The organism is Mesorhizobium sp. BR1-1-15 (genome assembly GCF_020165475.1).
Lineage (GTDB): Bacteria > Pseudomonadota > Alphaproteobacteria > Rhizobiales > Rhizobiaceae > Mesorhizobium.
On sequence record NZ_JAIUIF010000009.1, the window covers coordinates 1 to 12987 of the forward strand.

A 12987-nucleotide genomic window follows, 5' to 3' on the forward strand; every position below is an offset into this window, starting at 1 on the left:
GTCGCGGTTGCGCAATACGTCTCGCTCCACCATCCCGACACCAGCAGCAACGACGAGGGCATCGCGCTCGGCGCCGGTTCGGTCTCGGTCACCGTCACGGCGACCGATGGCGACGGCGACCACGTCACACAAAGCGCCGACATCTCCCAGACCATCGTCTTCGAGGATGATGGGCCGAAGGCCGTCGGAACCGCCTCGATCACGGCGAATGTCGACGAAGACGGGCTTGCCGGGCACAACCCAGATGCCGGCAGGCCGGGTGAGACGGGAGCGATCGGCCTTTCCGCGACCGTCACGGGCGCTGCCGGCGCGCTGACCGCGCTCGTCGACTTCGGCGCCGACGGCCCGGGCGCCCAGGCGTTTCATCTTGCCTCGACGGCCGTGCCGGCGGATTCCGGCCTTACGTCGCAGGGCGCGCATGTGCTCATCGTATCCGATGGGAGCACCTTGCATGGTTATGCCGAGGCAGGAAACGGCGCCGGCTTCTCGGCCGGCGACCGCGAGATCTTCCAGCTGACCGTGGGGGCCAACGGCTCCTACGTCTTCACGCTCAAGGATCAGATCGATCATCCGGCGCTGGACGGCCAGGCCGGAGACAATGGTGAAAACCAGCTGACGAGCCCGATCGATCTTTCCTCGTATATCGTCGCGACCGACGGTGACGGCGACTCCATCTCCCTTGGCGCCGGGACCTTCGTGATCCAGGTCCTCGACGACATTCCGGTGCAGACCAGCGCCACCGTCTCCGGCAATGTCGGCGAGGACGCGCTTTTGCTGGCGAACTCGAATGGTCATTCCGTCGGCAATCCCGACGGAGATGGCCTCGGCACGGTCGCGACCGGTTCGCTGAGCTCGCTGGTCTCCGCCGGAGCGGACGAACCCGGTTCCTTCTCGCTGATCCAGAACCCCGCTGGCTTGCCGGCGGCGACATCGAAGGGCGAGGCGATCGTCTACCACGTCGACGGCACGGTGCTGACCGGCTATGTCGAGAGCGGAACACCCGGCCTCGATACGGGCGACCGCAAAGTCTTCACCCTCGATGTCCAGCCGAACGGCACCTACACCTTCACCTTGCTGGACCAGATCGACCACCTGCCGAACTCCCCCGCCAACGATGACAACCAGAAGCTGGTGCTCGACTTCACACATGCGCTCCAGTTCACCGACGCCGACGGCGACACGATCGCGATCACCGGCGAGACGACGACCACCACAGCCACGACAGGCCTGAGTCTGCATTCCGGCCATTACGGCACCTATACCGTGGGCGGCGTTACGTTCGACGGACTAACGTTCAATGGAGCCTTGGCTCACGATTTCAACAATGGCGCCGGGAGCGATTCCTTCAACGTTTCGGGTCAGGGCGTCGGCATCGGCGACAATCATATCCATGACAATGAGGGCTTCATCTTCTCGCGGCCCGGCACCGACGCGGTGAGCTTCACCATCAACGGCAACGGTTCGGGCACAATTTCCTGGGAAGCCTACAATGGCGCCGGCGTGCCGGTTTCCGGCAGCTCCGGTTTCCAGATAGGAACGATGACTGTGCCGGCCAACGGCTCAGTCGTCACGATCGACCCGGCGGGCACGTTCGACCATCTGGTGATCCGCTTCGATCTCGACAGCGGCGACAAGATCCGCGCCGAAAATTTCCTCTATACGTCGACCACCACCACCAGCGGCGGCGTCTTCACCATTGGCATCGAGGACGACATTCCGGTAGCGCTGAACGGCAGCGCCACTCTTCCGACCGCCTACGAAGACAAGCTGACCGGCCTGTCGAGCGGAAATTCGGAAGGCGGCAGCCAGCCAACCTCGGTTACGTTTGGGGCATCGGCCTTCGTCCCACTGCTTTCGATCGGCGCTGATGACGACGCGACTTTCTCCTTCAACGTCGAAAAGAATGGAACTCAGGCGGGCGTGTCGTCGGGGGGATCGGCGGTTCATTTCGTTGTGGGTGTCGATGCCGTCGATGGCGTCGCGGCGGACGGTCGCACCGTGTTCACGATTGCGGACAACAACAACGGCACCTTTACGCTGACGCTGCTCGATCACCTCGACCATAGCCTCAATTCCGGCGACAGCGGGACGATGGCGATCGACATCGGCTCGCTCTTCAAGGCGACCGACTTCGACGGCGACAGCGTCAACCTGGCCGGCACGTTGAACATTGTGGTCGAAAATGACAGGCCAGTGATCGCTGCGGCGGAGGCCACCGTGGCGGAAAGCACCGCAGCGGGTTCCACAAACGCATTCAACGCGGCCTCCGCGACCGGCTCGCTGGGAATCTCGTGGGGAGCCGACGACGCCAATCCCAACAGCGGCATTCACGACCGCTCGGTTACCTTCAATCCGGCGTTGGCCGGCGTCCAGGCTGGCCTGACGTCCAATGGCGATGCCATCACCTACACTCTGTCCAGCAACGACACCGTGCTGACGGCGACCGCCACGCACAACTCGGTCATCCGCACCATCTTCACCGTGTCGATCAACGATCAGACTAACGGCAACTATTCGTTCAACCTGCAAGACAATATCGACCATCCGGCTGGAGCCGACCACAACGACAAGGCCCTGTCCTTCGACTTCACCGCGACGGATTCGGATGGCGACAGCACGTCGTCCACCTTCACCGTGCATGTCATCGACGACATTCCGGTCGTCACCAGCCCCGCGGGTACGGGCAATGTGTCGGAGAGCCTGCTGCCCCTGGTACAGCCGACATCCGGCGATCTCAACATCGACTGGAATGCGGACGACAAGGGATCGAGCCACCTCGAATTCGCGCGCGGTCCCGGCAACACTCTCATGGCGCCCGAAGAGCTGACCTCGGGCGGCGTTTCGCTGGAGTACACAGTCCGTCTTGCCGCCAACGGCGTCGATGAGGAACTCGTCGCCTTCAAGCAAGGCGACACCGTATCCAATCCCGTCTTCATGGTGACCCTGAACGGCGTGGGCACCCCGACCTTTGTCTTCACCCTCTGGCAGCCGCTTGACCACGACCACACCGGCGGCAGCGACGCCTCGCTGCCGCTCGGCTTCACCATCAAGGCCGTCGACGGCGACGGCGACTCCGTCACCCAGAGCTTTACGGTCAATGTCGCGGACGACGTGCCGGCCGCAGCGATGAATGCACAGGTCCAGCTCGATGACGACGGGCTGGGCGGCAGTCCCGATGGCACCGGCGATGTCACTCCCGACACAGCCCACACATCCGGTACGCTCGGTCACAGCTATGGCGCCGACGGCGCCGGTACGACGCTGCTCACCGGCGCGACGCTGCCGGTTGCGGGCGGGTTCTCGGTGACCTCGAACTCAGGAACCGACCTGATCATCAGCCAGGTGCAGAACAGCGTCGTCGTCGACGTGCTGAAGGTGCATCTGGCCGACACCACATCCGGCGCCTACACGGTCACGCAGCTTCATGCGATCGAGCACCCTGCCGGCGACGACGAGAACAATCTGCAGTTCGGCGTCAACTACACCGTCACCGACGGCGACCACGACACGGCCACCGGCACGCTGTCGATCGATGTCGATGACGACACGCCGACGGCAAGTGTGAGTGCCTCGCAAAACGTCGCCGAGGGCACAACGGTCACCGGCGTGCTGGACTTCGTCGCCGGCGCCGATGGTGCGACGGTGACGCAGATCAACGGCAAGACCCTGGTGTTCGGCGCCGATGGCTACTCACAGCCAATCGCCTTCGAGCACGGCACGATGGCGGTCATGGCGAATGGCAGCTACACATTCACGGCGCAAGGCGACGACGTCTATCTTACCGGAGGCACCGCAACCGGCACCTTCACCGTAAAGGATGGCGACGGCGATACGTCGACCGCCAACTTCGGCTTTGCGATCAACGACACCACCAACGACACGACGGTCAACCTTAGCGCCTCGACGGTGTCGGAAGGAGCGGTGGCCAACTACGTCTTCACGGCAACACTGTCGAACGCCTCCCAGGGCGTGACCTTGATCACAACCGACCAGGGCGACATCACGATCGCGAACGGCCAGACCACCGGTACGCTGACGATTGCCTCGGGCAATGACGAGGACGTCTATCTCGACGCGTCGAGCCGGACCGCGACCATCATCAACACCAGCGGTGGCAATTTCGAGCATCTCGTGGTCGGCGCCGCAACGGCGACGGCGCAGGTGACCGACACTACAAACACGGTGACGGCGACGCTCACGTCCTCAACAATCCCGGTCTCGGAAAATGGCGGCTCGATCCTTTATACGGTGACGCTGACCGGCACTCCTGGTTCGGTCGCACCGACCGCACCACTGACCTTCACGCTGGCCAATGGCGAGACAGTGACAGTCGCCACCGGCGCTACAACAGGATCCGTGACCCACACCTACACGGACGTCCAGATCACCGACCAGGCGAATATTTCCAATTCGATCGCGTCGGTGCAGTCGGGGGGCAGCGAATACGAGCATCTGGTCACGGCGGGCTCGACCACCGTCGACGTCAACTACTTGACGACGCTTACCGGTCTGACGCTGCAAGCTTCGGGCGGGGATACGTTCGTCGATGAAAAGGGCCTGGATATCCGTAGCGGCGAACCTGCGGGATCTGGCGAAAACGACAACAATCCGGCTACCAATGTCGATCCGTCGGAAAGCAACACCGGCGCCTTCGGTTTCACATCGCCCGACGGCCTGGTCACGCTGACGATCGGGACCACAGCGCTGACCTTGGCGGAGTTACAGGCCGCCTCGCCCGGAGCGCCGGTGACCATCTTGGGCGGCCCGGCCTACGGATTGCTCCAGGTGACAAGCTTTGTCGGAGACGCGACCGGCGGCACGGTGACCTACAAGTTCACCTTGCTCGACAATGTCACCCATCCGAATACAACGGCGGATGCGACGCCCGGTGACCGTGGCCTCCAGGATCAGGTGTTTGCGAACTACGGTGTTGTCGTTACAGACACCGACGGCAGCAGCACCACCTCTTCGCTCGACATCGCGATACGCGATGATGGCCCAACGGCCCACAATGACACCGATTCCTTCGGCACTGGCATCATAGGCAGCTCGATCCTCGGCAATGTGATAGACGGCGCCGGCACCAACGAAGGTCTGCCCGGCACCGGTATCGACACCCTGGGTGCCGACGGCGCTAAGATCAGCGGCGTCACTGGCTCTGGTGGATCGGACACCGATGTGGCTGGCGGCGGCTTCGTCGTCAGCGGCCAATTCGGCACGCTGGCTCTGCAGGAGGACGGCAGCTACGTCTATACCCGTGTCTCCGGCCTGGCCGGCAGCGACGTGTTCACCTACACGCTGAAGGACGGCGACGGCGACACCTCGACCGCGACGCTGACCGTCGGGCTCGACAGCACCGGTCAGCCGACCGCCACCTCGTCGAGCATCGTGGTCGACGAAGACGATCTTGCCGCGGGCGTCCACAACACCAATAGCACGGGCGACGATACGACTTCGAACCCCGCGGACATATCGCTCGGCAGCTATGGGCCGGACGGGCATGGCTCGCTCAGCTTCGACGTTGCCAATGGCGACACCGTCATGGACGGCGGTTTCACAGTGAAGCATGACGGTGTCGCGCTCCACTATTACTACGACACGGCCTCACACACCTTGTACGGCACGACCGACACGTCCGGCGCGACGGCCGCAGCCAACCACGCCGCCTTCAAGATCGAGGTCAACCAGACAGCGGCGACCTATAACTTCACGCTGCTGCAGGAGGTCGATCACCCGCAAGGCGGCGGCGAGAACGACATCAATCTTTCGCTTGGGTACACCATCACCGACTCCAACGGCGACCACGCCAACGGCACGGTCGGCATCAAGATCGACGACGATATGCCGGTGGCGAGGCCGGACACCGTGCAAGTAGACGAAGGCAGCAAGCCGACGCTCAATGCGATCCTCGTGCTCGATCTTTCGCTCAGCATGAACAGCGATCCGGATGGCGCGGGCGGTTTCACTACCCGGCTTGCACTCATGCAGGCAGCGGTCCAGAATTTCCTGAGCAGTTCGACAGTGATCTTCAACCAGATCACAATCTATTCTTTCGGAGTAGGAGCCGAGCTCGTCGGCCAGTACACGATCGGTGAAAGCAACTACATCCAGAGTGCCATCAACACTGTAAACGGGTTCAATTCGAATAGTCTCTCGGCTGGCACGCAATATGACTCCGCCGCCAACCTGATCGACGGCAGAAGCAGTAGTGCCGATCGCTACGCGAATTTGCCGCATCCCACGGCCGACGCCACCAACATCTACTTCCTGAGCGACGGCGACCCGCAATCGGGAGCGAGCCTGGATGCGAACGAGCAGAGCAGCTGGAGTAATTTCCTCGCCAGCAGCCAAGTGAACCAGGTCTTCGCGCTTGGCTTCAGCGATATCGCCAATACAAATTTCCTGGCGCAGATCGCCTCGCGCCCAGGCGATATTGCCGAAGCGGTGACGGATCCGACCGAGCTCTCATCGACGCTGGCGGGTGCGCTGCCATCGTCCGCCTCGGGCAGCATTCTTGCCGATCATGGCCTTGGCGTCGATGCGTTTGGCGCTGACGGCGGCCACATCCAGTCGATTGCGATCGACGGTACGACCTATACGTTCAATGGAACGAACGCCATCAGCCTTTCCGGCGCATTACCCGGCGCGCATCTGCTTGCGAACGACGGCAAGTCGATCGAGGTGAGCACGAGCGCCGGCGGCAAGCTGACATTCTATTTCGCCGACGAGGGTATCCATCATGCGGGCGACTACGACTACACCGCACCGGTGAACGTCAGTGCGGACAAGATCGAGACATTCCACTATGTCCTGGTGGATGGCGACGGCGACACGGCCGGAGCGGATCTGCAGGTAACGGTTCTGGATATCCCGAACGCCGCACCCGTCATCACCGCACCCAATGGCGGCAGTGATTTCACCGTCAGCGTGCCGGAAAACACGACTGCGGTGACTGACATCAACGCGACCGACGCCAATGGCGACGCGCTGACCTATTCGCTCCTCGGCACCGCAGGCACGGATTTTGCCAAGTTTTCGATCAATGCATCGACTGGCGTGCTCACCTTCATCTCGGCACCAAATTTCGAGGCGCCAACAGACAATGGCAGCAACAATTCCTATGTCGTCAACGTTCAGGTTTCGGACGGCCACGGCGGCACGGACACGCAGCAGATCACGGTGAACGTCACTGACGTTATGGAGATTACAACTGGCAACGATTTCGTCCGAACCAATTTCGATGGCGTTCAGTTCACTGTGCCTGAATGGGCTTTCCTGCACAATGATACAGGGGCAACCGACATCTCGGCAGTCTCAAACGCCATCGGCCTTACGGTGAACAATTCGTCGAACACGATAAGCATCGATGACGGAAACAATGCCGATGGTGGAACTTTTGATTACACGGCGACGAACGGCGCTGGAACAGACACCGCAAGCGTGCAAGTCTTTAACCGCAACGGCGGCGGCGACATAGCGGGGACAGCTGCGAACGAAATCCTTGTGGGCGACGGCAATGGCGATATTTTCGACGGAGCTGGCGGTGTCGACATAATATTGGCTGGTGGCGGCAACGACATGATCGTGGCCGATCAGAGCGACTATGTGATCGACGGCGAAGGCGGAACAGACACCCTGCGGGTCAGTGCAAACTTCACCAGTGCGTCTGACGCGCAGATCGTAAACATCGAGAACGTGACGCTGACGGCAGCGGCGACCCTTGATCTGTCCAACCAGACTGAGGGGTTCACGATCACCGGTTCGGCTGGCATAGATTCGATTACTGGCGGATCGGGCAACGACATCATTGTTGGCACCCAGACCGACACGCTCCTTGCGGGCGGTAGTGGAACCGACACACTGCAACTCGGCGCCAGTTTCAACGACAACAACGACGGTCAGATCACGGGTATCGAGAACATTACGCTGACGGCGGCAAGCACACTCGACTTGTCCAGCCAGACAGAGGCCTTCAAAATCATCGGCTCATCGAGCGCGGACACTATTACCGGCGGTTCGGCCAATGACATCATCAATGGCGGAGGTGGCAACGATACACTGAGTGGCGGGGCAGGAAACGACCAATTCAGGTTTGCTACGAATGCAGGAACCGACACCATCAATAGTTTCGTGGCCGGTGCTGATAAAATTGGCTTCCTCGAAGGTACAGGTACGGGTGCCGTCAATTTTGGCACAGCCGGAACGGCGGCCGGCGCGACATTTGCGGCTGGAGATCTCGTCTCCCATACGACCATCGCGGGGATTGCCAATAGCGACGACAACAAGGTCATCCTGATCACCACTGCGCAAGCTTCGAATGTCATAGACAATGCCACGGGCAACGCGACGAACTCATACGTGGTTGTGTACGACTCCAATGACAATCGCGCGGAGATCTGGTTCGACACCGACTGGAGCACAGCGAGTAGCCGCACCCAAGTAGCGACCATCAATGGACTCACTCAAGCCCAGGTAGCCGCTCTCACCGTTTCCGACTTCGTCGCCTACAACAGCGCCACCGACCCGATCATCCTCGACCTCAACCACGATGGCTTCACCTTCTCCGACCTCAGCCACGGCGTCCAGTTCGACATCAATGGCGACGGGGCGAAGGACCAGCTTGCCTGGAACACCTCGAATGACGGCATGCTGGCGGTCGATCTCAACCATGACGGCAAGATCGACGACGGCACCGAGCTGTTCACGCCGAGCTTCGGCGGCGGCAAGTTCGCCAGCGGGGCGGCGGCACTGGCCTCGCTCGATGGCAATCATGACGGCGTCATCGATCACAATGACGCCGCCTTCGACAGCCTGCTGATCTGGAAGGACGCCAATACCAACGGCGCCAGCGATGCCGGGGAATTGTCGCACCTCGCGGATAACGGTATCGTCTCCATCAGCACGGCGGCCAGCCCGGCCGTGGGCGAAATCGACGGGCAGACCGTGACAGGCAACGGCACGTTCCAGATGGCGGACGGCACCACCGGCAACTATGTCGAGGTCGAACTCGACACCTCGCTCGGTGCCCCCGCACAGCCGACCGTCGCCTCCGACGGCACGAAGACCTTCGCCATCGGCTCTCTCGAGGTGACCGACCTGATCGCCGACTTCCATGACGGGGCCAAGGGCGACCAGATCGATCTTACGGCATTGCTGAAGGGCCTGGCCGGCGTCACCGATCTCGAAGCCGGCGGCTTCGTGGAGATCGCGCAGTCCTCCGCCAATGCGGCGAACGCCGAGGTCAAGGTCGACACCAATGGCGGCGGCGACAACTATCACACGGTGGCGGTGCTGGAGAACTATACGTTCCACAGTGCAGCCGAAGCAGTCAAAATACTCTATGACGACAGCCATGGTACCAAGCAGGACGTGGCCTAAGGGGCGAAAGGAACGGGGTGAGCAACATGAACAGAATCTTGCGGGTGGCTTTCGGGGCCGGTCTGCTGTCGATCTTGTCGACGGGCCTCAATGCCGCCGACATCATCGAAGGAACCATGGGCGATTATTGCGGTGTCGCCGGCACCTCCGACCTGGTGCTGAACGACAACATCGTCGATCTCAGGGATCAGGTGGTGAAGCTGATGGACGAGTCGGTCGCCGTCGCAAACAGCTCGGAATGGATCAATTCGTCCCGGCCGGTTTTCGTCTGGGCCTCGGAAGCCAAGGTCGCCTGCGGCATGGCTTACGGCTATCTGAAGACGAACTACAAGGACGAAGACACGCTCAACAAATGCGAGTGTTTCCACGATCGCATGGTCGAGTACATGCACTGACCGGATAGGTAACCTGCGCCTGTTGGCCACCATGGCAGCGGACGGATCAACTCCTGAAGGCGATCGCCGCAACGATCGCCCTGGCCGGCATTGGCCAAGTCGTCACGCTGGCTTGCGCCGACCGGCTGGAGCAGCCTCCCATGGCACAACCTCCGTCGTCCGGCTCGGCGCAGCCGATCCATTGTGACGCAACCGCAGTGTGGTATGCGACAGACATTCAAGGCGTTCGTGAGCTATCAGCCGACCGTGCCGTTGGCGACGTTCGGCGTTTCCGCGTTTCGTCGGACCGCGATACCTTCTCAGGGCAAGCGCGACGGATCGGGGCGCTGAGGGCTCGGCTCTTCGGCGGCTGAAGAAAAACAGGACGGCACGACCAGTTCGCCGTAACATGCGTCGGAGACCAGACCGGGATAATAAACCGGCGGTGAACAGGGTGGGACAATCATGGAAGCTGGCCGACGGGTCCGTGGGCTGAAGATTTGGGCAACCGCCTTCGCGCTCGACGCGGTATTGTCGGGCTGCCAGTCGAAGGGGGGCGTTACCGAAGCGCTCGATCCGGCGGCGATTGCCGCGCCTGCCGGGCAGGACGGCGCCGCGGCCGCCGGCCCGGTCGAGGCAACCCAGTCGCTGGGTACCGGTTCGACGAAAATTACCATGCTGCTGCCATTATCCGCCCCGGGATCGGCGGGGCAAAATGGCCGCAAGATGCTGGATGGCGCCAAGCTCGCGATGACCGATATCGGCAATGGATTGCTTACGCTGACCGTGGAGGACACCAAGGGCGACAACGCACAGGCCGGCAAATTGGCGCTGCAAGCCCTGACGACCGGCACGAAAGTCGTCATCGGGCCGACCGAACTGCCGGCAGCCCAGCATATCGCCACATTGTCGGGATCGAAGCGGCCGCCCGTGCTGGCGCTTGCCGACAATTTCGCGGGCGGCGCCGGTGTTTATGCCGTGCGCCTCAGCGAAGCGGACAGTGCGGCGGCGGGCGCCGCGGGCATCGCCGCGAAAGGCGGAAAAAAATTCGTACTGTTTGTCGCGGGTGGCTCGAACGCCAGCACGGTCGAGAAGCGGGTCGCCAACAGTCTCAGCATCTATGGCGCGACGCTCGCCGTCACCGTTCCATATTCGGCCGGCGACGGCGCCGCCAAGGCGGTCGACGAAATGGCCTCGCTCGTGGACACTCCCGACGCTGTCATCATTGCCAGCGGCGATGCCAGCCCCTCGCCTATCCTTGCCGCCCTCAAATCAAAGGGCATTGCGGGCAAGGCGACCTCCGTCGTTGGAACCAGCCGTTGGCTGGAGCATCCCATGGAACCATCGTTCGAGGGAGCCTATATCGCAACGCTCGATCCGGGCGAAACCGGGCCGATCGCCGATCGCTTCAGGACGACATACAATTATCCCGCCGACGTCAACGTAGCCTACGCTTATGATATGGTTGCGCTGACTGCAGGAATTGCCAGCGCGGTCGGACCTGACGGTTTCAGCAAACAGGTGCTCGAAAATCCGAGTGGATTTCGCGGATCGACCGGCCTGTTCCGCTTTCGCGCCGATGGATCCAGCCAAAGATCGATGCCATTCTATCGGATAGAAAAGGGTGCGCTCAAACTGGTTGCCAAATCGACCTCGGGGTTCTGACCGTCCGGTAACGAACGCTGTGCTGGCCCGCCTGGTCATTACGGTCGGAGGCCTCGAGCTGCTGTTCGGGATTGCCCTGATCATGCATGCCGGAGCCTTGATTGCGACCGACAGGCCTGCCCTTGGGACTCGTGTCGAGAATGCCGGGCAACCAGCCCGGTCGCAGACGACTGTTCTCGACGGAAGATGGCGAGAAGCGCGCAGGGTTGCCGAGGGCATTGTCGCGCTGCCGTCGATTGACCTGCCCGAGATCGAGCGGATCGAAGCCCGGCCGCCGCTCGGCGACCTCGGCCTCGCCGTGCCCCCTAAAACGCCCATGCCAGATGACTGGCGCGAAACCCTGCTCTTCCGGCCAATGGCAACGTCATCGGCGACTTTCGAATCCATGGGACGCAAAGTGGCCGTCAGTGGTGTGGCCAGCATAGAACCGGAAGCCACCTGCTCGTTTCACGATGTCGCTTGGTCCTGCGGCCAGCGCGCACGCGCCGCCTTCAACTCCTGGCTGCGTGGGCGCGCGCTGAAGTGCTTCATGCCGCCGGAGATCGAACGTTTTGCCATTGCCGCGCCGTGTAGCCTTGGCAAGCAGGATGTCGGCGCCTGGCTTGTGTCCAACGGCTGGGCGATCGCGCTGCCCACCGGCATCTATGGCAAGGCGCAAGCAGTCGCCGAGGACGCGGAGGTGGGAGTTTTCGGCCCGCCGCGATAGGCGAAATCGATTCACGATTCGCACATCGATCAAATTGTATGGTTTGCCGCAACTGAAATTGCGCATGCCGGCGCTATGCTCGCCGATCTGACAGGAGATTGGTAATGGCACAAGCCGAAACGACCGCCACCGAGCCGGTATGGAAGGGTGTCGCGTGGCTCGCCTTCCTGGGGACCGTTGGCAGCCTTGCCCTCTCAGTGGGCCTCAATTACCTGCTGTTGTTCAGCGATGTCTTGACGCCGTTCGGGCGCAGCATGGTCACTGCGGTGCTGCTGCCTCTGATCATCGGTCTGCCGCTTTTCGTATTGATCGGCTTGAAGCAGGCCCAGATCCGCGGCTACCGGCGGGAGCTCAACAGGGCCGAGACCTATGACAGGGTGACAGGCTGCCTGAACGGCCCGGTTTTCACCTCGATGGTCGAGCGGCGCGCGGCCAGGCCGTCAGCGCCAGGGCCGCGCTCGGGCGCCTTCCTGGTGATTCATGCCGAACACCTTCGCTCCATAAATCTTCGCTTCGGCCCAGATTGGGGCGATGAGGCCTTGCGGCTCGTCGCATCGGCCATTCAGTCTTCGGTCCGCAAGGAGGATATGGTAGGTCGCATAGGAACATCGATGTTCGGAGTCTTTCTTCCAGGTACGACCGAAGCGGAGGCCGCGGAAATTGGCGAGCGCATTCGGGCAAGCGTCGCGCGGGTCTATTTCGCGCCCAAGGGGACCGAGGACGTTCTGGCGATCAGCCTGGGAAGCACCGTGTTTGAAACCGAGCTTGGATTCGAGGACATGTTTCGCTCAGCGGAAGCGCAATTATCCGCCCGCGCATCCGCCGAAACGCGCCCTACAGGTCTCCAGTAGGCCGCTTTAACCT

5 protein-coding genes are annotated in these 12987 nt (G+C 61.9%); all 5 read left to right on the forward strand.

The genetic code is table 11. The features are described from left to right. Positions 1–9378: DUF5801 repeats-in-toxin domain-containing protein (locus tag LB541_RS16715; protein WP_224619027.1), on the forward strand; the 9378-nt coding region annotated here is incomplete at its 5' end. Between the two features lie 26 nt (positions 9379–9404). Next, the gene (locus LB541_RS16720; protein WP_224619028.1) at positions 9405–9773 is read left to right on the forward strand and encodes a hypothetical protein; all 369 of its coding nucleotides are present in this window, start codon (positions 9405–9407) and stop codon (positions 9771–9773) included. Between the two features lie 444 nt (positions 9774–10217). Continuing rightward, positions 10218–11417 (forward strand): ABC transporter substrate-binding protein, encoded by a 1200-nt coding sequence (locus tag LB541_RS16725; RefSeq protein ID WP_140762933.1) that lies wholly within the window; start codon positions 10218–10220, stop codon positions 11415–11417. A 19-nt stretch (positions 11418–11436) separates the two neighbouring features. Continuing rightward, positions 11437–12123, forward strand: coding sequence for a thermonuclease family protein (locus LB541_RS16730; RefSeq protein ID WP_140899133.1), 687 nt, complete (start codon positions 11437–11439; stop codon positions 12121–12123). Between the two features lie 104 nt (positions 12124–12227). Continuing rightward, positions 12228–12974 carry a GGDEF domain-containing protein gene (locus LB541_RS16735; protein WP_140623836.1) on the forward strand — a complete coding sequence of 249 codons (747 nt, stop codon included), beginning with the start codon at positions 12228–12230 and terminating at the stop codon, positions 12972–12974. Positions 12975–12987: the final 13 nt, after the last annotated feature.